At 65.7% G+C, this 21,838-nt stretch carries 22 protein-coding genes and 1 tRNA gene; 16 read left to right on the top strand and 7 right to left on the bottom strand.

Annotated features, from left to right (window positions below):
• Window position 1: 1 nt before the first annotated feature.
• The 9 genes from QZZ33_RS02510 to QZZ33_RS02470 all read left to right on the top strand — a co-directional run bounded on the left by QZZ33_RS02510 (window position 2) and on the right by QZZ33_RS02470 (window position 6,180).
• On the top strand, window positions 2-817 hold the full coding sequence (locus QZZ33_RS02510; protein ID WP_291377904.1) for a ScpA family protein: 816 nt from the start codon (window positions 2-4) through the stop codon (window positions 815-817).
• Window positions 814-1,353 carry an SMC-Scp complex subunit ScpB gene (gene scpB, locus QZZ33_RS02505; protein WP_291377903.1) on the top strand — a complete coding sequence of 180 codons (540 nt, stop codon included), beginning with the start codon at window positions 814-816 and terminating at the stop codon, window positions 1,351-1,353. Before QZZ33_RS02510 ends, scpB begins: the two co-directional genes overlap by 4 nt.
• Window positions 1,353-2,102 carry a pseudouridine synthase gene (locus QZZ33_RS02500; protein WP_291377902.1) on the top strand — a complete coding sequence of 250 codons (750 nt, stop codon included), beginning with the start codon at window positions 1,353-1,355 and terminating at the stop codon, window positions 2,100-2,102. The genes scpB and QZZ33_RS02500 overlap by 1 nt, the downstream gene beginning before the upstream one ends.
• Window positions 2,103-2,152: 50 nt before the next feature.
• Window positions 2,153-2,515 carry a chorismate mutase gene (gene aroH / locus QZZ33_RS02495; protein ID WP_291377901.1) on the top strand — a complete coding sequence of 121 codons (363 nt, stop codon included), beginning with the start codon at window positions 2,153-2,155 and terminating at the stop codon, window positions 2,513-2,515.
• Complete coding sequence (locus QZZ33_RS02490; RefSeq protein ID WP_291377900.1) at window positions 2,515-3,567, top strand: prephenate dehydrogenase; 1,053 nt, start codon at window positions 2,515-2,517, stop codon at window positions 3,565-3,567. The genes aroH and QZZ33_RS02490 overlap by 1 nt, the downstream gene beginning before the upstream one ends.
• Complete coding sequence (gene cmk / locus QZZ33_RS02485; RefSeq protein WP_291377899.1) at window positions 3,564-4,223, top strand: (d)CMP kinase; 660 nt, start codon at window positions 3,564-3,566, stop codon at window positions 4,221-4,223. The genes QZZ33_RS02490 and cmk overlap by 4 nt, the downstream gene beginning before the upstream one ends.
• Window positions 4,220-5,698, top strand: a complete 1,479-nt coding sequence (der, locus tag QZZ33_RS02480; RefSeq protein WP_291377897.1) for a ribosome biogenesis GTPase Der — start codon at window positions 4,220-4,222, stop codon at window positions 5,696-5,698. Before cmk ends, der begins: the two co-directional genes overlap by 4 nt.
• Before the next feature lie 67 nt (window positions 5,699-5,765).
• Window positions 5,766-5,984, top strand: coding sequence for a YgaP-like transmembrane domain (locus QZZ33_RS02475; protein ID WP_291377895.1), 219 nt, complete (start codon window positions 5,766-5,768; stop codon window positions 5,982-5,984).
• Window positions 5,985-6,103: 119 nt separating this feature from the next.
• Window positions 6,104-6,180, top strand: a tRNA-Pro gene (locus QZZ33_RS02470).
• A 128-nt stretch (window positions 6,181-6,308) separates the two neighbouring features.
• On the opposite strand, the gene QZZ33_RS02465 is transcribed toward QZZ33_RS02470, so the two are convergent.
• From QZZ33_RS02465 to QZZ33_RS02450, 4 genes are all read right to left on the bottom strand, one after another.
• The gene (locus tag QZZ33_RS02465; protein WP_291377893.1) at window positions 6,309-7,487 is read right to left on the bottom strand and encodes a hypothetical protein; all 1,179 of its coding nucleotides are present in this window, start codon (window positions 7,485-7,487) and stop codon (window positions 6,309-6,311) included.
• A gap of 141 nt (window positions 7,488-7,628) precedes the next feature.
• Entirely contained in the window at window positions 7,629-8,417 is a 789-nt protein-coding gene (locus QZZ33_RS02460; protein WP_291377891.1) for a 2-oxo acid dehydrogenase subunit E2, read from the bottom strand.
• Between the two features lie 114 nt (window positions 8,418-8,531).
• Window positions 8,532-9,365 (bottom strand): UbiA family prenyltransferase, encoded by an 834-nt coding sequence (locus QZZ33_RS02455; protein WP_291377890.1) that lies wholly within the window; start codon window positions 9,363-9,365, stop codon window positions 8,532-8,534.
• A 45-nt stretch (window positions 9,366-9,410) separates the two neighbouring features.
• Complete coding sequence (locus QZZ33_RS02450) at window positions 9,411-10,355, bottom strand: aldo/keto reductase (protein WP_291377889.1); 945 nt, start codon at window positions 10,353-10,355, stop codon at window positions 9,411-9,413.
• 163 nt (window positions 10,356-10,518) lie between these two features.
• Between QZZ33_RS02450 and QZZ33_RS02445 the strand changes: the two genes are divergently transcribed.
• From QZZ33_RS02445 to arr, 4 genes are all read left to right on the top strand, one after another.
• On the top strand, window positions 10,519-11,394 hold the full coding sequence (locus tag QZZ33_RS02445) for a pyruvate, water dikinase regulatory protein (RefSeq protein ID WP_291377888.1): 876 nt from the start codon (window positions 10,519-10,521) through the stop codon (window positions 11,392-11,394).
• 119 nt (window positions 11,395-11,513) lie between these two features.
• Window positions 11,514-14,165, top strand: a complete 2,652-nt coding sequence (gene ppdK, locus QZZ33_RS02440; protein WP_291377887.1) for a pyruvate, phosphate dikinase — start codon at window positions 11,514-11,516, stop codon at window positions 14,163-14,165.
• 87 nt (window positions 14,166-14,252) lie between these two features.
• Window positions 14,253-15,047 (top strand): transglutaminase family protein, encoded by a 795-nt coding sequence (locus QZZ33_RS02435; protein WP_291377886.1) that lies wholly within the window; start codon window positions 14,253-14,255, stop codon window positions 15,045-15,047.
• A gap of 20 nt (window positions 15,048-15,067) precedes the next feature.
• Complete coding sequence (gene arr, locus QZZ33_RS02430) at window positions 15,068-15,496, top strand: NAD(+)--rifampin ADP-ribosyltransferase (RefSeq protein WP_291377885.1); 429 nt, start codon at window positions 15,068-15,070, stop codon at window positions 15,494-15,496.
• Here arr and QZZ33_RS02425 read toward each other — a convergent pair.
• Together QZZ33_RS02425 and QZZ33_RS02420 are read right to left on the bottom strand one after the other, a co-directional pair.
• The gene (locus QZZ33_RS02425) at window positions 15,493-16,290 is read right to left on the bottom strand and encodes a DUF1295 domain-containing protein (protein WP_291377884.1); all 798 of its coding nucleotides are present in this window, start codon (window positions 16,288-16,290) and stop codon (window positions 15,493-15,495) included. The genes arr and QZZ33_RS02425 overlap by 4 nt on opposite strands.
• A gap of 10 nt (window positions 16,291-16,300) precedes the next feature.
• Entirely contained in the window at window positions 16,301-17,050 is a 750-nt protein-coding gene (locus QZZ33_RS02420; RefSeq protein ID WP_291377883.1) for a hypothetical protein, read from the bottom strand.
• A gap of 247 nt (window positions 17,051-17,297) precedes the next feature.
• Here QZZ33_RS02420 and QZZ33_RS02415 point away from each other — a divergent pair, with 247 nt between their 5' ends.
• Genes QZZ33_RS02415 through QZZ33_RS02405 form a run of 3 tightly spaced genes read left to right on the top strand, consistent with a single transcriptional unit; the run spans window position 17,298 to window position 20,024 of the window.
• Entirely contained in the window at window positions 17,298-18,494 is a 1,197-nt protein-coding gene (locus QZZ33_RS02415) for an inorganic phosphate transporter (protein WP_291377882.1), read from the top strand.
• A 6-nt stretch (window positions 18,495-18,500) separates the two neighbouring features.
• Complete coding sequence (locus QZZ33_RS02410) at window positions 18,501-18,737, top strand: hypothetical protein (RefSeq protein WP_291377881.1); 237 nt, start codon at window positions 18,501-18,503, stop codon at window positions 18,735-18,737.
• Window positions 18,738-18,788: 51 nt separating this feature from the next.
• The gene (locus QZZ33_RS02405) at window positions 18,789-20,024 is read left to right on the top strand and encodes an MFS transporter (RefSeq protein WP_291377880.1); all 1,236 of its coding nucleotides are present in this window, start codon (window positions 18,789-18,791) and stop codon (window positions 20,022-20,024) included.
• 37 nt (window positions 20,025-20,061) lie between these two features.
• Here QZZ33_RS02405 and QZZ33_RS02400 read toward each other — a convergent pair whose 3' ends face one another.
• Entirely contained in the window at window positions 20,062-21,801 is a 1,740-nt protein-coding gene (locus tag QZZ33_RS02400) for a DEAD/DEAH box helicase (protein ID WP_291377879.1), read from the bottom strand.
• Window positions 21,802-21,838 lie beyond the last annotated feature (37 nt).

Below are 21,838 nucleotides of genomic sequence, written 5' to 3'. Positions count from 1 at the left end.
AGTGACTGCCGCCGCACAAGGGGCACGCAGCGCCTTCGAGGTGCATCTGCCCAACTTTGAAGGTCCGTTCGACCTGCTCTTGAGCCTGATCTCCAAGCACGAGATGGAGATCACAGACGTGGCGCTGGCAATCGTGACTGACGAGTTCCTGATGGCGGTGCGTGCGCGCGAGGGCGATTGGGACCTGTCGCAAGCTTCAGAGTTCCTGGTGGTGGCCGCGACGTTGCTCGACCTCAAGGCCGCGCGACTGCTGCCGCAAGGAGAGGTGGACGACGCCGAGGACCTGGCCCTGCTCGAGGCTCGCGACCTGCTGTTCGCGCGTCTGCTCCAGTATCGCGCGTTCAAGCAAGTCGCTGGCGCCATAGAGAAACTCATGGACGCGCCGCGCAGGATGCCGCGGGATGTGTCGCTTGAGCCGCACTTCGCGATGCTGCTACCCGAGTTGGTGTGGCGAGCCACTCCGGACGACCTCGCACGGTTGGCGGCTCACGCCCTGCAGCCTAAGCCTCAGGATCTGGGCGTCTCCCTGACCCACCTGCACAACCCCAAGGTCAGCGTGCGTGAGCAGGCGGCCCTGATTTCGAGCAGGCTTCAGCGGGCGGGCGCCATGACTTTTCGCTCGCTCGTGGCGGACGCCGACCACGTCGGCATGGTCGTGGCGCGGTTCCTCGCGCTCCTGGAACTGTTCCGTGAATCGGCGGTCGCCTTCGAACAGGTACGCTCGCTCGGCGAGCTCACCGTGCGCTGGACGGGTGCTCGCGATGATGTTCAGGTAAGCGGCGAGTTCGACGGTGTCGAGGAGGAGATGGCCCCATGAGCGTTCAGGTGCGCCCGGCCCTCGAGGCAATTCTGATGGTGATCGACGAGCCCGCCACGCCTGTCGACCTCGCCACAGCGCTTGACGTCCCGGAGCCGCAGGTGCTCGATGCCTTGCACGCGCTCAGGGATGAGTACGCGGATCCTGACAACCCCAGAGGCTTCGAGTTGCGCAACGTGGGCGGAGGCTGGCGAATCTACTCCTCGCCGCTCTTCGCCGATGCCGCGGGAGCCTTCGTGGTCGAGGGCCGGTCGGCGCGGCTGTCGCAGGCGGCTTTGGAGACTCTGGCCGTGGTCGCCTACCGTCAGCCAGCCACGCGTGGTCAGGTGTCGCAGATCCGTGGGGTTAACGTGGATTCAGTGATGAAGACTCTGCTTGCGCGCGGCCTCGTGACGGAAGTGGGCGAGGTGGGCGGAGCCGTGCAGTACGGCACCACTACCGAGTTCCTTGAGCGGATAGGCCTCAGTTCGCTGGATGACTTGCCGGCACTGGCGCCGTACCTTCCCGACCTCGACGACGTGGATGAGGCGAACTGATGGGTGACCTTGAGATCTACCGCCCTGAGGGCGTGCGGCTCCAGAAGGTGCTCGCGCAAGCGGGAGTGGGATCGCGCCGCAAGTGCGAAGACCTCATCGAGGCGGGAAAGGTCATGGTCAACGGTGAGGTGGTTGACCAGCTCGGCGTGCGCATCGATCCCGACGAGTGCGTGATCAAGGTGGAGGGCAAGCGGGTCTCGGTGGACGCCCGCCTCATCACGGTGGTGCTCAACAAGCCCAAGGGCGTCGTCAGCACCATGAGCGACCCAGACGGAAGGCCCTCGCTGGGACAATACGTCACGGACTACGAGGAGCGACTGTTCCATGTGGGAAGGCTCGACGCCGACACCACAGGCGTACTCCTTCTCACCAACGACGGCGACTTGGCCAACAAGCTCGCCCACCCCACCTACGGCGTCAACAAGGTGTACGTCGCCAAGGTCAAGGGTCGGGTCAACAAGGGCATCGCCACTACGCTTCGCCAGGGGCTCGAGTTGGACGACGGGCCCGTGCGTGCAACCGAGTGCCGGATACTCGACGCGACCGACGACCACTCGCTCGTGGAGGTGGTCATGCACGAGGGCCGCAACCGGATCGTGCGCCGCATGTTCGACGCCGTGGGACACCCCGTCATCGATCTGGTGCGCACCAAGTTCGGCCCCATCGGCCTCGGCACTCTTCAGGCAGGCGAGCAGCGGCGCCTGAACAACAACGAGGTGGGATTGCTGCAGCAGGAGGCGGGCCTGTAGCGCGCTCCTCCGCGAAGCGCCGCGGCCCGACGGGCCGGTAGCATGTCCGCATGGCTGTACGGGCGATTAGGGGCGCAACAACGCTCGAACGCGATGAGCGGGAGCACCTGCACGAGCGCACGCGCGAACTCGTCGAGGGGATACTTCGCGAGAACGAACTGGACACGCGCGACGTCATCTCTGTGTTCTTCACGTGCACCCGCGACATCGTCAGCGATTTCCCTGCGGCGGCCGCGCGCACGCTCGGGTTCGGGGCGGTGCCGCTGATGTGCGCTCAAGAGATGGCGGTGCCAGGAGCCTTGCCCATGGTGGTGCGCGTCATGGTGCATGCCGAGATGGACCGGCCGCGAGACACGGTGTCCCACGTGTACCTTCACGAGGCCGTGTCGTTGCGCCGGGATCTCGCCCAGTAATGGCGACAACACCCACCACCCACATCATCGGCGCGGGCCTCATTGGTGCGTCGATAGGCATCGGCCTGACCACCGAGGGTTGGCGCGTCACCATTGCCGATGCGGACGAAGAGACCCAACTCTTGGCGAGGAGCATCGGCGCTGGCGGCGCGAGAGGCCGCGAACATCCCGACTTGGTGATCGTGGCGACGCCGCCGGGTGTGACAGCCGAGGTGGTGGTGGACGCCCTCAACACGTGGCCGCATGCGGTGGTGGTGGATGTTGCGAGCGTGAAGGCGCCGATTGCCGAGGTGGCCGAACGTACTGGCCAAGCACACCGCTATGTCGGCTCGCATCCGATGGCCGGCCGTGAGGTCTCTGGCGCCATGGCGGCGCAAGGCGACCTGTTCAGGGCCCGCCCCTGGGTGCTGTGTGCGGGGCAGGCGAGCGCGGCGGCGGTGGCATTGGTGATGCAAGTCGCCGACGCCCTGCAATGCGACGTCATCGAGATGGACGCACGCGCCCACGACCGCGCCGTGGCGAGGGTGTCGCACGCCCCCCAAGCCGCCGCGTCGGCCGTTGCCGCGGCCTTGGCGCCGCTCGGCGTGGACGATGTTGCTCTCGCCGGTCAAGGACTGCGAGACGTCACCCGCATTGCGGCGTCTCACCCCCAGATGTGGGCGGACATCGCCCGACTCAACCGGACTGCGCTCGTCGAGACCATCGACCACATCGTGGAAGAACTCGACGAGGTGCGCTCCTCAGAGGACATTGGCGCGGCGATGACCAGGCTGATCGACAAGGGCCGTCAGGAGGTGGCGCGCATTCCCGGCAAGCACGGCGGAGCCAAGCGGGAGTGGGAGGCCGTCACCGTCATCGTGCCAGACGAACCGGGCCGCTTGGTCAGGCTGCTGTCCGATGCGGCGGCAGTGGGCGTCAACGTGGAAGACTTGTCCATCGAGCACTCGCCTCGTCAACCCGTTGGTTTGACGACGTTATGGGTGCTTCCCCAGCATGCTGCCGGTCTGGTCGCTGCTCTTGAAGACGGTGGATGGACGGTGGCAGGCGGATGAGTATCGTGATCGCGATTGATGGGCCCGCAGGTACCGGCAAGTCGACGGTGTCGCGTGAGGTGGCGCGTCGCTTGGGGTTGGAGTACCTGGATACCGGAGCGACCTACCGGGTGGGCGCCTTGTATTGCCTGCGAGAGGGCGTCAACCTGTCTCATCAGGACGACGTGACGGCGATGGTCGCGACCATGAACGTCCAGATGCGTCTGGACCCCGACAATCCGCACGTCATTCTCGACGGAGAAGACGTCACGCCCTTGCTACACACCGACACGATCTCTCTGGTGGTGTCTTCTGTGGCGACGAACCTGAGCGCCAGGGCGGTGCTACGGGACGTGCAACGCAAGTTGATTGACGGATCGCGCGAGCGCGCGGGCGTGGTGGTCGAAGGGCGCGACATCACGTCGGTCGTCGCGCCTGACGCCGAGGTGCGGGTGCTATTGACGGCGGACGAGGACGTGCGCATAGCGCGGCGAACCGGCGACGGTGCAGACCCCGCCACGGTGCGCGAATCGGTGCTGGGTCGCGACCAGAAGGACTCCACCGTGGTGCAGTTTCACACCGCTGCCGACGGCGTAGTGGAGATCGACACGACCCACCTCGCGCTCGACGAGGTGGTGGGCGCCGTGCTGGCCCTCGCCAAGGAGGCAGGCGCATGACCGACGACTACGAAGACGACTACACGCCCCCCGCACCCTCCGACCCCCAGGAGAGTCTCGACGAGGTGCGCGAGGCCGCGCTTCGCGCTGGGCTGGAGGCTTACGAGCTGGACGAGGGTGACCTGGCCACCCTCGAGGGCGAGCCGGTCGAGCAGCGGGAGGCGCTGCCGATTCTTGCGATCGTGGGCCGCCCGAACGTCGGCAAGTCGACGCTCATCAACCGGATCATCGGGCGACGGCTTGCCGTGGTCGAGGACACGCCAGGGGTGACGCGTGACCGCGTGACGTACGAGGCGGAGTGGGCCGGTCGCGACTTTCTGCTCATGGACACGGGCGGCTGGGAGTCCGGCGTGACCGGCATCGACTTGTCGGTGGCGCAATCGGCAGAGGCGGCGATGGAACTCGCGGACGCCATGTTGTTTGTGGTCGACGCGACGGTGGGGCCCACCGCGACGGACGAGAAGGTCGTCAAGTTGCTGCGTAAGACCAAGAAGCCTGTGGTGCTCGTGGCCAACAAGGTGGACGGACCCCAAGGCGAACTCGAGGCCGCCGCACTGTGGAACCTTGGACTGGGGGAGCCGTACCCCGTGTCCGCCCTGCACGGCAGGGGAGTGGGGGACCTGCTGGACGTTGCGGTCGGGGCGCTCCCGACCGAGGCCCGCATGGTCGACGACGAGGGCTCGCCGCGCCGGATCGCGTTGGTGGGACGCCCCAACGTCGGCAAGTCTTCGCTACTCAACAAGCTCGCCGATTCGGAGCGGGCGGTGGTCAACGAGCTGGCAGGCACGACTCGCGACCCAGTAGACGAGCTGATTGAGGTGGACGGAGAGCTGTTCACGTTCATCGATACGGCGGGCATACGGCGCCGGGTTCACCTGAGTCAGGGCGCTGACTATTATGCGTCGCTGCGCACGTCTGCCGCGATTCAGCGGGCGGAGCTCGCGCTGGTGTTGCTCGACGGCTCCGTGCCGTTGACGGAACAGGATCTGCGGATCCTGTCGGAAGTGGTGGACGCAGGGCGCGCGATCGTCATGGTGGTCAACAAGTGGGACCTGGTGGGGGAGGAGGAACGCTTCATGTTCGAGCGGTCCTTCGAGAAGGACCTCACCCACCTCACGTGGGCCGCGCGCGTCAACCTGTCGGCACTGACTGGTTGGCACACCAACCGTCTCAAGCGGGCCATGGACGAGGCGCTCACCAACTGGGACCGCCGCATCTCTACCGGGAAGCTCAACACGTTCCTTGGCGAGCTGGTGTCCGCGCACCCGCACCCGGTGCGGGGCGGCAAGCAGCCCAAGATCCTGTTTGCGACGCAAGCGTCGACACGCCCACCCACGTTCGTGCTCTTCACCTCCGGGTTCCTTGACCCCCAGTACCGGCGCTACATCGAGCGCAGGCTACGTGAGACCTTCGACTTCGAGGGCACTCCGATTCACATCTCAGTGCGGGTACGGGAGAAGCGCGGTCGGCGCTAACTTCCACCGCGATATCTCTCGGGATACGGTGGGGGGTATATGGTGTGGAGGACGAAAGGAGTCCTCCATGGGATTCGTAGCATTCATGAGTTCGACGGCAGGCCGAGCTTTGAGGGGGGTCGCAGGTCTTGCGCTCGTCGCGGTCGGTTTCGTGTTGGGTGGCGCATGGCTGGCATTGGTCGGCGTCGGCGTCGTGTTCATCGCTGTTGGCGTGTTCGACATCTGCCTGCTGGCCCCGTTGTTCAAGCAACCGTTCTCCGGCAAGGCAGTGCGCGCCCGCCTTTAGAGCGCCTACCTTCTGCGCGGCCCTCACGGCACCCGAGCGTGGTGCCGCGAGGGCGCGCGTCTGTGTAAACTTGTCGACGGCCTCCTGCAGGTGCGAAAGCGCCGCCAAAGGGGGTCGTACGGGCTGTGGCGCAGTTTGGTAGCGCACTTGACTGGGGGTCAAGGGGTCGCAGGTTCAAATCCTGTCAGCCCGACCAACGAGGGCCTTCTACCAGTGGAAACGCTGGTGGGGGCCCTTTGTCATGTCAGGAAATGGTCGATCGCGGAGAGGCCGACGGGGAGGGCCGACGTCGTGATGCGTCCTACACAGGACAGACGGGCACCCCTAGCGGGGTTCGAACACCACGACTTCTACCGCTGCGGCATCCCCGACATCCAATGCACCGGTCAGGTTCGCAACGCTCGTCACTCGCTCTTCCTCCAGCGTTCCAAACGATCGGATCACGCCGACACCGGCTTCGACCGCACCCGAGGATGCCCGGCCCATGACCGCGAAGTGTCCGTCAGCGGTGATGCCGCCCTCGTCACGCGTCGGCAATCTCAGCCTCACTCCGCCCGGATGCCAGTCACCGACGCGACCGCGTGAGGTATCGAGACCCTGCGCGTGCTCGTCGCCAATCCACACCACGGAGCGCTCCAGCCTTGAGCGCACCGTCGCATCGAACGTCGATTCGGTCGGGTCGAGTGACGGAAAGGTGATGCCCACATAGGCCCGGGCCAACTGCCTGAACATCCTGGCATAACGCGCGCGGGCCGCAACGGCGTCGGCGCGGGAGGTCCGAAGACTGGTCAAAGGCCCCCACACGGCCCCCTCGTTGGTCCTTCGGAGGACCCGATACAACTCGCCACGGATCGCCTCTGGTACTGCCTTGCTGTTGTCGCGCGGCGCAAAGGGCGAGAGGTCCACTTCGCGGTCGACGACGCGGAGGGCTCGAAGTAGCCAGTGCCGCTCACTCTCTTTGAGAAGCCTGCCTACTCGCGCGCTCAGCGCGGTCGCGAGAGCAAGGTACAGATCGCCCGCGGCGTCCTTGACGTCTTTGGCCATCTCCGATGACCGGTAATGGTGGAGCGCCTTGTGCCACAACGTGCCGACTGCTGGATAGGGATTGAGCAACTCGAACGCGGAACGGCGCTTGTCGCCCCAGGCGGGCGAGATTGGCGTCCAGGTTGCGGCCCCCGTGATGCGGATCGTGGGTCCGGCGCCGTCCACCCACCAGGCAACGCGGGGGCTATCGCTGCTGACGATGAGCGCTTGCGCGTCCTGCTCGGGAGCCCAGTACCCCAGAGCGCCTTCCGTCAGTTCTCGCGCCGCCGCTCTTGCGGAGTCGTCGTCGCTGCAGTCGACTCCGCGCACGATGGCCACATGTCCGCGCGCCGGAAGCACCACGTCACCGCGCCCGTCGATGCTGCACTCAAGTGCCGAATCTGCGAGCGCCGCCTTGAGTTCGACGAGCGCTCCGCCGCCCGAACCGATCCGCAAGTCGACGTCGTCGAATGCAGCCATCGCTGCGCCTCCTCGCGTGTGCGTCGTTGCCTACGGATTACCTCAGAGTGTTGCAGATGAGACCGGAATTGCCGCTAGCTCGAGCCGTCTTGCGCCAAGTGAGCGGGGTCGAGGTGCTCGCCCCGCCGTTGCTGCTCTGCGTCAGACGGATTGCAGCCCGCTCCCTCCCTCGACCAGATCACGGAACCGCTGAGCGAAGCGGGATGCTGGCGCACCGTCCACGATGTCGTGGTCGAAATCGAGGGTGACGTTCAGGTATTCACGGATCGCAATCTCGCCGCGGTGCACACCTGGTTTCTCCGTGATGCCGCCGACGGTGATTCCGAGCGTGTGGCTGGGGAGGGCCAGCCCCCAGCCTCCGCCGCTACCGAACATGCCCACGGCGCTCAGGACCACGGTGCCCTGGACCTTCTTGACCATGCGGGGTTGACGGCTCATGAGCAAGAAGAACGACCGGCGCACGAAACCAGGCAGCGTCAGGAGAACGTTCAGCCTCTTGACGTCGTCGCTCACCGCGGCCCGCGCTTGGACCGTTCGTATCTCGTCGTGGATTTGGCGGAACGTCTTCGTGTTGGCGGCACGAATGATGTGGCCGACGGGATACTCCTTGCCGTCCTGTCGCACCTCGATCATGGTGGTGATGTCCACATCGTCAAACAGGATCAGGCGGCCCCGCCAATCGCGGTAGGCGTGCAGGTACTTGTTGGCCGCGACGGCATGCCCCGTGCAGTAGGCAAGATAGGACGTGAAAGAGAGCGATTCGCCAGTTGACTCCTTGTGCGCTCGCATGAACTGCCGCGGTACGGTGACGTCAATCTCGAGTAGGCCACGAACGCTGTTCTTGCGGCGCGACATCCAACCCACGTCGGCTACCAGGCGGCGCACCGCAGGGAACGGCTTGACTTGGTGAGCGGGCCCGCGTCGCGTCATAGTGCCATGATGCCCGGCTACGCAATGGCCATGCCACTCGGTGCGAGTGAGGCGCATTGCACACGGTCGCATCCGGTTCCGACTGTGCTTGGTCCGGCACTGTCTCTGTGTGCATCAGAGGCGGATGCCCGAGAGGCCAAAGGAGACCAGGTCGATCGCCGCGATCAGGATGATCGCCAAGAAGAACCTCCGCGAGGAAGGGTCTCTGTAGGCGAATCCGGTGGCGGCGCCAGCGACGAGCAGTGCCGCTACGAAACCGGCCCAGCTCCATGGCCCCAGTTGCCCCGGCGGGCCGAACAGGATCACCGCCGACGCGGCCAGCAAGATGGCGGCCGTGATCAGCGCGGTGGGCCTCGCGCCGATTCGATGTGGCAGTCCACGGATGCCGTGCGCAATGTCATCGCTCAGGTCGGGCAAGACGTTGGCCAGGTGGGCAGCCACGCCAAGAAGAGCAAACGCGGCCAGCACCCACACCGCTGGCCAGTGTGCAGGCGAGGCCGACAGCGTCACGATAGCCGGGGCCAAACCGAACGCGACGGCGTACGGCAGCCAGGACCACGGGGTCGCCTTGAGTCGCAGGTTGTAGGTCCAGGCGGCTAGCACGGTCGCGAGAGCGACAGCGCCGCCTGGCCAGCCGAGCGCCACCGACAGTGCGCTGGTGGTGAGTAGCGCGACGCCGGCGGCAATTCCAACGCTGCGGCGTTGTACAGCGCCGGTCACGATGGGTTTGTCCGGCCGCTGTACTGCCCGGTCACGATCGGCGTCGAGGTAGTCGTTGGACCACCCAATCGACAATTGGCCGGTGAAGACCGTGGCCACCACCAGCGCACCTTGACCGATGGGGAGGCCGGCGAGCGCGGCCAGCGCGGCACTGACGGCCGTGACGGCCGCCGTGGGGAGGAGGTGACAGGACAGCGCCAGCGCTCGGATCACACGAAGCGACGGCATGACGCCATGCTAGGGCTGCCCGGCCTCTGGTGGCCGAGTAACCGCTCACCAATCCAGTGGGGCCTGGGCCAACCGACGTGCGTAGAAGTCACGGATCGTGGCGACCGTAGCCACCGGCAACGGCTCCGCTGCCGCGGCAATGGAGTTGCTCAGCAATTCGATGGTCCGGGCGCCGGGGATCACGGTCGAGACCCCGGTGTGCGCCAAGAGGAAGCGCAGGGCTCCGTGCGGCACGGAGACGCCAGCTGGCAGCAGGGAGCGGAACTCGTCAACGAGGCTGGCACGCACGGCGATGTCGGCGCGCGACCACCGCGACCGCACGCCGGCGAAGACCGTGTCGGCGGCGTAGCGGCCCGACAGCCAGCCGGACTCCAGCGGAACCTTGATGATCGTGCCGACGCCGTGGTCGTGGGCGCGTTCGAGGGAGGGCCACGTCTCTTGGAACAGTGCGGACATGCGCACCTCGAGGGCCTGGCTCTTGCTCGTGCGCAGAACGGTGTCGACGTCGGTGCCCCAGTCGACCGACGCCCCGTATGCCCGGATGAGGCCCTTGAGTTTGAGCCGCTCGAGCACCTCGTAGTGCTCGCTGCGAGTGCCGTCGAGAACCTCTGGCGGAGGGCTGTGCAACACCACGATGTCGAGGTGGTCCGTGCCCATGCGTTCCGCGCTTCGCAGGATCGAGCTTTCAATACTCGCCGCGTCCCAGTCGGTGGTGCCGTCTGCACGGTGCCCGAATTTGGTGCAGATCACGACGTTGTCGCGGCGCCCGTCGCGAAGGGCCGAACCGATGTTCAGCTCGCTGCGACCATCGGCGTATCCAGGGGCAGTGTCGATGAACGTGACTCCCGCATCAAGCGCGGCGTGAACAAGGCGGACGGCCTCGTCCCTGTCGGGACCTTCCGGCCAGTGAGCGGACCGACCCAACTGCCATGACCCAAGCCCGATCTCGCTGACTTCGATACCGGTGGTGCCGAAGGCTCGCGTCTTCACGTCTACTCCTCGTGTTGGCGCGCGTCGCCGTTTCTTCTGGCGAGCGCGATTCATTGTGGCACGGTCCGCTGAGCACAGTACGGCGCTGTCCTGTGGCGTTCGCCGTCCGCGTCTGGGTACTTGGGGTCAGTGGGGTCGGACGAGGCGGGTCTACATTGGGGGCATGGCAGCAGAGCCGCTGGAGATCCACATCTTCGCCGATTCCACGGGCGAGTCGGCGACCAGGATCGCGCGCGCCGCCATCACCCAGTTCCCTGGACGCGAGTTCAGTTTTGTGCGACACCGCCGCATGGACACGCATGAGCACGTCTACAAGGCACTGGAGACACTCAAGGATCGTCCAGGCCACCCCACCGCGGTGCTGTACACACTCGTCGACCAGCAAATGGTGACCATCGTCGAAGACGTCTGCCGCGACCTCGGCATCCCGTACGCGGACCTGATGACCAACACGATCGAGGCGCTCGAGCACGCCACGGGAGACGAGGCAGACGCTGTGGCTCGCCGTCCCGTCGGCGTGGAGACGGACTACTTCACCCGCGTCTCTGCGATCGACTTTGCAGTGCGCAACGATGACGGCTCCGCGCCGGGGGCGCTGCGCGAAGCCGACATGGTGTTGGTCGGCGCCTCGCGGTCGGGAAAGACGCCGTTATCGATGTACCTCGGCTACCTCGGGTACAAGACCGCCAACGTGCCGCTCGTGCCGGGCATCGCGCCACCGGAGGAGTTATTCACCGTCGATCGCTGGCGCATCGTGGGCCTGACGATGAAGGCCGAGCAACTGCAGGTGATTCGCAACCAGCGAGTGCGCGGTATGGGCGGCTTCGGAACGAGGGACGGCTACGCAGACCTGGCGAAGATCTACGACGAGCTCGATGAGGTGACTGCGACCCAGCGCAAGCTGGGTTGTCCGGTGGTGGACACGACCGGCGTGGCGCTCGAGGAACTGGCGTCGCGAATTCTGGATCTGGTAGTCAAGCGGGGCGAACGCTATGGCGAGACCTTACGGCTGTTGCCTGGAGTGGTCTGCAAACGGTAGGGGCCGCGGCGCACTTGGGCTACTGGTCCCAGTCGTTACCAACTCGCCAACGCTAGGGTGGGCACAGACGGGACAACGAGGTCCCGTGTAGTCGCATTTGCGCGAGATTGAAGGCGAATATGACCGAGAAGCACTACATCTACGATCTCTCCGAGGGCGACGCCTCGATGCGGAACTTGCTGGGAGGCAAGGGCGCTGGCGTTGCAGAGATGGCCCGAGTTGGGGTCCCTGTGCCTGATGCATTCACCGTGACGACCACGGCGTGCGTCGAGACCATGAAGCGGTCAGGCGAATGGCCGGAAGGCCTCGGTGACCAGATAGACGCGGCGCTGGAGCGTCTCGAGGAGCGCACAGGCAAGAAGCTCGGCGGGCGTGAAAACCCCCTGCTCGTCTCCGTTCGCTCCGGCGCAGTCCACTCCATGCCAGGCATGATGGACACCATCTTGAACTTGGGTATCTCCGACGAGTCGGTAGTTGCAGTCGCAGAAGAGTCAGGCAACGAGCGCTTTGCGTGGGACTGCTACCGCCGGTTCATCCAGATGTATGGAGAGGTTGTCGAGGGAGTGCCAGGGCACGCGTATGAGGATGCCCTCTCCGGTCTCAAGTCCGATCGTGGTGTAGAGAACGACACCGACTTGTCCGCAGACGACCTCAAGGAGCTCGTCGCGACCTTCAAGGAGATCTCGAGCGAGCACCTTGGCGGTGATTGGACTACTGACCCGCACGAGCAGCTGCACCGCGCCGTGAACGCCGTCTTCAAGTCGTGGGGCAACCCCCGCGCCGATGTCTACCGCCGCGCCAACAACATCCCTGCCGAGCTCGGCACTGCGGTGAACGTGATGCAGATGGTGTTCGGAAACCGGGGTGACACCTCCGCCACCGGTGTCTGCTTCACCCGCAACCCCTCGACCGGTGAGAAGGCCCTTTACGGCGAGTTCCTGGTCAACGCCCAAGGCGAGGACGTGGTCGCCGGTATCCGTACTCCGCGCTCGCTGGAGGAGATGAAGGACGTCCTGCCGGAGGCATACGACCAACTCATCGAGACCATGCACAAGATGGAGCAGCACTACCGCGACATGCAGGACATGGAGTTCACCATCGAGAATGGGAAGCTCTTCTTGCTGCAGACCCGCAACGGCAAGCGCACCGCAGCAGCGGCGTTGAAGGTCGCCTCCGACCTCGTGGACGAAGGCGTCATCGACCAAGAGACTGCCTTGATGCGCATCGAGCCCGCTCAACTCGACCAACTATTGCACCCGGCGATCGACCCCACGCACGGGCGCAAGCCCATCGCAAAGGGCCTGCCAGCCTCTCCTGGAGCAGCCGTCGGCGAGATCGTGTTCGACGCCGACACCGCTGCCGAGCGGGGTGGCAAAGGCGAGGCAGTGGTGCTGGTGCGCTACGAGACCACGCCTGACGACATCCACGGCGTGATCGTGGCCCAGGGCATTCTGACGGCTCACGGCGGCATGACGTCGCACGCGGCCGTCGTCGCACGCGGCATGGGCAAACCCTGCGTCGCTGGCGCCGCCGGCATCAAGATTGACGTGGCGGGCAAGATGCTCACCATCGGCGAGCGAGTCTTGCGCGAAGGGGACGTCATCACGCTCGACGGAACGGCCGGCGAGGTGTACGGCGAGGCGTTGGCGCTGATCCCGCCGCAAATCAACGAGGACTTCGAGCGTGTGGTGAAGTGGGCTGATGAGGTGCGCACCCTCGGGGTGCGCGCCAACGCGGACAACTTCGAGGACGCCACCAAGGCACGTGAGTTGGGCGCCGAGGGGATCGGCCTGTGCCGGACGGAGCACATGTTCATGGCGCAAGACCGGTTGCCGGCCGTGCGGAGGATGATCCTCGCGGAATCCGCGGACGCCAGGGCCGACGCGCTCGAGGAGATCCTGCCCATGCAGCAGGCGGACTTCGAGGGTGTCTTCACCGCGATGAAGGGCCTGCCCGTCACCGTCCGGTTGCTCGACCCACCACTTCACGAGTTCTTGCCGAACCTTGTGGAGCAGGCACTACTGGTGCAACGCCTCGAGCTGCAGCATGGCGACGAGACCGAGCTGGCTAAGGCCCGCGAGATCCTCTCGCAGGTCAAGCGGCTGCACGAGCAGAACCCCATGCTCGGCACCAGAGGCTGTCGTCTGGCCATGCTGTATCCAGAGATTCCTGAGATGCAGACCCGGGCGATCATTCGTGCAGCCCTCGCCGTCAAGGAGCGTGAAGGTGAGACGGTCGGCGTCGAGATCATGATTCCGTTGGTGGCGCTCAGCAAGGAACTCGAAGTGCAGCGCGGCATCGTCGACAAGGCAGTCAAGGAGGAGCTCGCCGCCGCTGGCGCCGAGTTGGAGTACACGATCGGGACCATGATCGAGATCCCACGTGCCGCCCTCATTGCCGACAAGATCGCCGAGCACGCCGACTTCTTCTCCTTCGGCACCAACGACCTCACGCAGATGGCCATCGGCATCTCCCGTGACGACGCCGAAAACGGCTTCCTCACCCATTACGTCATGGATCGAGTGCTCGAACGCAACCCGTTCGAGTCGATCGACGTGGACGGTGTTGGCAAGCTGGTCGAGATCGGCGTGGAGCGCGGGCGCAGTGCCAAGAAGGGGCTCAAGACGGGCGTCTGTGGTGAGCACGGCGGCGACCCGGACTCGATTGAGTTCTTCCACGGTGCTGGCCTGGACTACGTCTCTTGCTCTCCGTTCCGCGTCCCGATCGCGCGCTTCGCCGCGGCCAAGGCGGTGCTTAACGCGAAGAAGTAGCGGCACGACGCTGATGTGAGTACCCCTCGCGAGCGCGAGGGGGATGGTGGTGGGTGCCATGCGGCGTAGCCATGACACGATGAGGCCATGCGCCGTCATGTCACCGCCTCCATGAGCCTGGATGTCCCTGTTCCGAGCGATCTCGTGTTCGCCATCGCTGTGGCGCGTACCGGTGCTGACGTGTCCGAGACGCTCTCGATCATGCTCGACGGCGAGCCAGTGTTCGCCGACGAGATCGACGACTCCCATGGCACGCGTCTGCACCGTGTCACCGTGGGTGTGGGAAAGCTCGACGTCGCGTATGAGGCTACGGTCGAGGGCCGCGGTGCTCCGGTGCCTGCGAGTCCGCGCCACGAGGTCCGCTACTTGAGACCAAGCCGCTACGCGGAGTCAGACGAGCTTGCCGCCACGGCCTTCGCCGAGTTTGAGGGGCTCGAAGCCATGGGCCTGCTGACCGGAATCAGCTCGTGGGTGGGTACCCATCTCGCATATGTGCCGGGATCCAGCGAGCCGACTGACGGCGCGTCACAGACGTTCCTCGCCCGGCAGGGCGTCTGCAGGGACTACGCACACCTCTGCGTCGCGCTCTTGCGCGCCCGAGGAGTGCCCGCGCGCCTCGTGTCGGTGTACGCCCCCGGGCTGGTACCCATGGACTTCCACGCGGTGTGCGAGGCGTACATTGACGGGCTGTGGTGGGTGGTTGACCCCACCACACTGGCACCGCGCGCCACGATGCTGAGGATCGCCACCGGCAGGGATGCCGCAGACACGGCGTTCTTGACCACGGTGGAGGGTCAGGCGGACCTCCAGACGCTGGACGTCACTGCCACGGCCGACGAGTTGCCTGACGACGACCTCACGGTGCCGATGCAATTGGGGTAGCGGCGCGAGAGGATGTGTTCATGAGCAAGGTTCCCGTTCCGTTCGAGGAACACGAGTCCGGCGCCTATCTGCACGGTACGAAGGCCGATCTTGCCGTGGGTGACACGCTGGTGCCTGGGCATGCCTCGAACTTTGAGGAGGGACGCATCGCGAACCACATCTACGTGACCCGGACCCTCGACGCCGCGACGTGGGGCGCCGAACTTGCTGCGGGAGAGGGGAGAGGCCGCATCTACATGGTGGAACCGCAGGGTCAGCTCGAGGACGACCCGAACGTGACCGACAAGCGGTTTCCAGGCAATCCCACGTTGTCGTACCGGACCAAGGATCCGGTGCGGGTCATCGGCGAACTCGTGGACTGGACGGGGCACTCTGCGGTGCAACTGCGGGCCATGCGAGACGGCCTCGATGAGTTGAGGCGCAGAGGCGAGGACGTGATCTACGACTAGGCGCCCTTGCCAGACGCCTCGAGCAGGACCGGACGCGGCCGCCACGGAATGAGCATCGACGTGGCGCGTCGGTAGTCCTCAAAGTCCGGATGCCGCGACTTTGAGATCCACTCCGTGAATGCCGTCGAGCCAAGGAACAGCAGCGTGAGCAGCACCGCGCCAACACCGGTCCACAGCAGGGGAGTGCCGGTCGCAATGACGGCGAACGCGAAAACCACCCACCATTGGGCAATCTCGAAGAAGTAGTTGGGGTGGCGAGAGTAGCGGAACAGCCCGGTTCGCAACACGCCGCCGTCGGGGTTCCGGCGGTAGAAGTTCCACCGCTGCTGATCGGCCACCGTCTCGCCCACAAGGAAGGCCACGAAGAGACCCGCCGCCACGACGTCGTACGCGCCGAGCGGCGCGTCGTTCTGCGAGACGGTCCACACGGGCAGGGTGATGGCGAGCAGGAGCGCGTTTTGATAGATCGCGATGAAGACGAGGTTGAACAGCGCGTACGCCCATCCGGGGATGCGCGATCGAATGATGCCCCAGCGATAGTCCTCGCCGCCTGGCGCGTAGCCTCCCCGTCGGGCAAAGTTGAACGTCAGTCGTGCGCCCCACGCGGTCACCAGCACCGCCACCATGACGGCGCGCAGGGAGTCGGCGCGCGCCGCGAACACCCAGACGTACACCACGGGAACGATGGACCACAGACGATCCACCCACGAGTACTCGCGGACAATGACCGAGGCGAGCCAGCAGGCGACGGTGACGCCGCCGCAAATCCACAGGTTGAGCACGAGCGACGTCATGGAGTCGAGACTAGCTTGCCTCCACCAGTTCGATGAGCAACGTTGCAGCTACGGGCCGTGTCCCGCCAGCGATCGGGGTGACTGTCAGCGCGGTGGAGTTTCCCGTCGGGTTGCGCACCGTGAGTACCTGGTTGGCGGAGGTGGTCTCCACCAGCGTGGTCATGCCGAGCAGACTCGTCCCCGTGGCACGCCCAGCAACCGTATGGGTGAGGTCCGTTCCGTCGAGCGTGAGGATGAGTTGGCCAGGCTCGTCGACCGAAACGCTGAAGGTCACGCGGTATACGCCGGGCGTCGCCAACACGAAAGCGCTAGCGGAGGATCGCGTGGTCACGCTGCTCGTTGACGGGCCGTCTTGGGGGAAGTCAACGTCTGTGCCGGGGGCGACGGTGGCAGCATTGTCCGGGGGCATGAGGGCAAAGAACAGGGCTGAGTCGCTCGCTCCTGGATCGCCTTGGGCGCCCGGCGGACCTGCGACTCCAGCGGGCCCTGCTGGCCCGGTTGCGCCGGTCGCTCCAGCGGGGCCGGTGGCTCCTCGAGAACCGTCAGCGCCGCGTTGCCCGGCAGGGCCAGCGGGCCCCTGAAGGCCCTGTTCACCCTGTTCGCCCTCGGGCCCCTGCTCGCCCTGCGGGCCTTGGGCGCCCTGCTCGCCGACGGGCCCCTCGGGTCCGGCGTCACCCGCCGGGCCAGGGGAACACGCAGCGAGTGGCAACACCGCCGCAATAGCGAGTGCCGCGGCCCGAACCCTCAGTGTCCGTAACATGTGCTCCTCCATGGAGAGTGTGGACGTCGTTGTCCTTGGCCGAGGCTGCCTCAGTGACGGCGCGAGCTGGCCGAAGGAGGCGCCAGGCGCATCGACTGTGAGACGACCGCGGACTGTGAATCTGCCCCAAAACCATCGGTCCGTAGGGACCTTGGTCCTCATTGTGCCGTATCGATGGCTGAAGGTCTGCCACCGCGCGGGGTCCGGGACCTTAGCGGGGTCCTCCACGGGTGACGATGGGACGACAATGGGAGTCGTGCCCGAACCGGTCCTGCTTGTCGCCGTGGTGGCGACCGCATTGGCTTTTGACTTCACCAACGGCTTCCACGACACGGGCAATGCCATGGCAACCTCCATCGCAACCCGGGCTCTCAAGCCGCGCACAGCCGTCCTGCTCTCCGCTTGCCTCAACATGGTGGGGGCCTTCCTGTCGTTGAGCGTTGCCGCCACCATCGCCAAGGGAATCGTCGACTCTGGTGTCGTCACCCTGGATGTCGTTTTGGCTGGCTTGGTCGGCGGCATCGTCTGGAACCTGGTGACGTGGGTGCTCGGGATACCCTCGAGTTCCTCGCACGCGCTCGTGGGCGGGGTGGTGGGCGCCGTGATCGCCGCCATCGGCTCCTCCGGAGTGTTGTGGACGGGACTCATCGCGAAGGTGATGATCCCAGCGCTACTCGCGCCAGTGTTGGCCATTGGCGTTGGCGCGGCCGCCACCTGGTTGGTAGTCCGCACCACCAAGGATGTCGCGCAAGCAGACAACGACCGCATGTTCAGATGGGGACAGATTGGCTCCGCGTCGCTCGTGTCACTCGCGCACGGCACCAATGACGCGCAGAAGTCGATGGGCATCATTCTGTTGGCGCTCATCGCGTCAGGGACAGTTCCCCAGGACTCCTCGGTTCCGCTGTGGGTGATCGTGAGTTGTGCTTTGGCCATGGCGCTCGGCACCTACACCGGCGGGTGGCGTGTCATTCGCACGCTCGGCAAGGGTCTGGTCGAGTTGGAGCCGCGGCAAGGAATGGCCGCTGAGACGTCGTCCGCCGCAGTCATTCTCCTTTCGAGCCACTTCGGCTTCTCCCTGTCCACTACCCACGTGGCCACCGGCTCGATTCTCGGGTCGGGAGTGGGAATGCAGGGCGCCTCCGTGCGTTGGTCCGTGGCGGGGCGCATGTTCCTTGCGTGGCTCGTGACCGTACCGGCCGCCGCCTTTGTGGGCGCGGTGTGCTACGGGTTGAGCCAAGTCGCGAGCCCGTACGCGGTGCTCGCATTGCTGATTGTCGTGTCCGGCGCGATCGTGGCGTGGTCGAAGTTGAAGCCGGTCAACCATCTGAACGTGAATGATGACTGGGAAGGTGCCGCCGAGTCGCGAATCGCTGAGTCGTTGACTCAGCACGATCCAGCGTTGCTCGACTCCGCGCAACCCACCCAGGTTCAAGAGAGGTAACCGGGCATGTCTGAGTACATCAACGTAGGTGCGTTGCTGAACGTCGTCGTGGTGGGGCTCATCGTCGGTGCCGGGCTTCCTGCATTGTTCGCCGTGGGAGTGCGCGCGTTGGCAGGTCCGGGATCCCGCGACGACGCCGGGCGCAGGCAGTCCGCGCACATCGTCATCGCAGTGGGCAGTTTTGGAGCGGTGGTGGCCGCTATCGCGGTCGGGGTCGTGCTGATCGTCTCTGGCGGTCACTAGTGGGAGGCGTTGGAGGCGACCGCGCCTGGACGGACCAAGGATCTGCGAACCATGACTGAACTCACACCGCGCCGCGCGCGCCTTGCGATTCTTGCCCTCGCCCTAGGTGGCTTCTCGATTGGTGCCACCGAATTCATCGCGATGGGACTCTTGCCAGAAATCGCGAGCGATCTCCTCCCAGACCTGTACGCGACAGACTCCCCTGCGGCTATCGCGAGGGCGGGCTGGCTCATCACCGCCTACGCGATTGGCGTCGTCGTCGGCGCGCCCACCATCGCCGCAGCGTCCGCGCGCTTCCCCCGCCGGACTCTCCTCATTGGGTTGGCTCTCGGCTTCACCGTGGGTTCGATTGCCTCGGCAGTGGCGCCGACGTTCGAACTGGTGGTCACCGCGCGCTTTGTGTCTGGCCTCGGCCACGGCGCGTTCTTCGGCGTGGCTGCACTCGTCGCCGCGCGCCTGATGGGACCTGAGAAGCGCGGCCAGGCCGTGGCCTCCGTGCTGGTCGGGCTCACCATCGCGAGTGTGGTGGGGGTGCCCGCCATCACCTTCCTTGGCCAACACGCAGGCTGGCGCTGGGCTTACGTGGTGGTGGCGGGGTTGTTCGGACTCACCACGCTGGCCATCGCGGCCTTCGTGCCGCGCACGGGGGGCGATCCCCAGGCCACCATTCGTCGGGAACTGGGCGCGTTCCGACGCCCGGCTGTGTGGTTCGCGCTCCTGACGGGCTCCCTGGGTTTTGGAGGGTTCTTCGCTGTCTACAGCTACGTGGCGCCACTATCAACAGAGGTGGCAGGCACGTCGAGCGGCTTTGTGCCCATAGTGCTCATGGTCTTGGGCGTCGGCACCACGATCGGCATCTTGGGCGGTGGGCGGCTCGCCGACCGCGGGGCCGTTCGTGCGATCTTCTTGCTCTTTGCCGCGCTGGCGGTGTCGCTCACGATCCTGGGGCTCACGGCGCACACCGTAGCTGGCCTGCTGATCGGGGTATTCCTCGTTGGCGGATCAGCTCAGGCTCTCGCGCCCGCCATTCAGACGCGGCTCATGGATGTCGCTGGCGACAGTCAGACGCTTGCCGCAGCCGTCAACCACTCCGCTCTCAACATCGGCAACTCTTTGGGCGCTGCGCTCGGCGGTGCAGTGATCTCGGCGGGGCTCGGCTACGTGGCGCCCACGTGGCTTGGCCTGGTGCTGTGTGTGCCTGGCGTGCTCTTCGCCCTTGGCGGGTGGGCAGTCACCAGGCACGCGGATGACCAGTCCGCGCCCGTCGCCGCCACGGAAGCCGCCTGACTCAGGCGCGCGTTCGACGAGTCGACAAGGATCGAGGCTACGACCGGCGTGGCTTGCGCGCTGGCTTTGCGCTGCGGCCCTGCATCGGCCCTTGATCCGGCCGAATCTCGATGAGCTTGCCGCTGATGCGCGTGCCCGAGAGTTTGCGCAGCGTCTCTTGAGGAAGTTGCGCAGGGAGTTCCACCAGAGAGAAGTCTGGGTGGATCTTGATCGCCCCAAAGTCGCCGCGACTCAGCCCACCTTCGTTGGCGATGGCACCCACAATTTGACGCGGCTCGACCTTGTGTCGCTTGCCTACGGCGATGCGGTAGGTCGCCATCGGGCCGGAGGCCTCTCGGCGGAAGCGCTCGCCCTTGGGCGCGTCGTGAGATCGGGAGTGCGTGGACTGGTCCCTCTCAGGAGCGAAGTGCGGAGATCGCACCTCATGGGCGGGGTCCAGAAGCAAGGGCGTGTCGCCTTGGGCGACCACTGCCAGCGCGGCCGCAACGTCCGCCTCTGGAACGTCGTGATGCTCGACATAGTGGCCCACGATGTCGCGGAAGGCCTGAATGCGATCCACCTGCCCGAGCGCCTCTGTGATGCGGTCGTCGAATCGGGTGAGGCGTGTGGCGTTGACGTCGTCCACGCTGGGAAGGTGCATTTGCGTCAGCGGCTGGCGAGTGGCGCGCTCAATAGAGGTGAGCAGGCGGCGTTCGCGCGGAGTGACGAAACTGATCGCATCCCCTGTACGTCCGGCGCGCCCCGTGCGCCCCACGCGGTGGATGTAGGACTCGGTGTCAATCGGGATGTCAAAGTTGAACACGTGGCTAATGCGGTCGACATCAAGCCCGCGCGCCGCCACATCGGTGGCCACCAGGATGTCGAGCTTGCCGTCGCGCAGTTGCTTGATGGTGCGCTCCCGCTGGGCCTGCACCACGTCGCCGCTGATGGCGGCGGCCGCGTAGCCGCGCGCCCGCAGCTTCTCCGCGAGCGTCTCCGTCTCGTTCTTGGTGCGTGTGAACACGATCATCGCCTCGAAGTTCTCGACCTCGAGGATGCGGGTCAGGGCATCGACCTTCTGTGGATATGACACCACCAAGTACCGCTGGGTGAGGTTGATCGACGTCGTCGTCTTCTCTTTGACCGTGATCTCTTCAGGATCGTTGAGGTACTTCGCGGACAGGCGGCGGATCTGGGCAGGCATCGTCGCGGAAAACAGCGCCACCTGCTTGGTCTTGGGAGTTTGCGCGAGGATGGTCTCCACGTCCTCAGCGAAGCCCATCTTGAGCATCTCGTCGGCCTCGTCGAGCACCAGGTACTTGAGCTCTGAGAGGTCGAGAGTTCCCTTTTCAAGGTGGTCCATGATCCGACCGGGCGTGCCGACCACCACGTGGACGCCGCGCCGCAGGGCCGACAACTGGGTGCCGTATCCCTGGCCGCCATAGACGGGCAGCACGTGCACGCCCTTGGTGTGCGACGCGTACCTCTCGAAGGCCTCGCACACCTGAAGCGCAAGCTCGCGGGTGGGCGCCAGCACAAGGGCTTGGGGGTTCTTCTGGGCGTGGTCGAGTCGCGACAGAATTGGAAGCGCAAACGCAGCAGTCTTGCCGGTGCCTGTTTGGGCGAGCCCGATGACGTCCCGACCCGCCAGGAGGGGCGGAATGGTGGCGGCCTGAATGGCTGATGGAGTCTCGTAGCCGACGTCCTTGAGGGACTTGAGCACGCCGGAGTCGAGTCCGAGGTCGGAGAAAGTGGGGCCAGAATCGGGCGCAGTGTCCGGCAAGGAAGACGAAGGCATGACACAACGGTAGGCCCTTTGCGGGATGATGGAGGGC

Origin of the sequence: Demequina sp. (genome assembly GCF_016278775.1) — a bacterium.
Taxonomy (GTDB): domain Bacteria; phylum Actinomycetota; class Actinomycetes; order Actinomycetales; family Demequinaceae; genus Demequina.
This window is presented reverse-complemented; position numbering and strand designations above follow the sequence as displayed.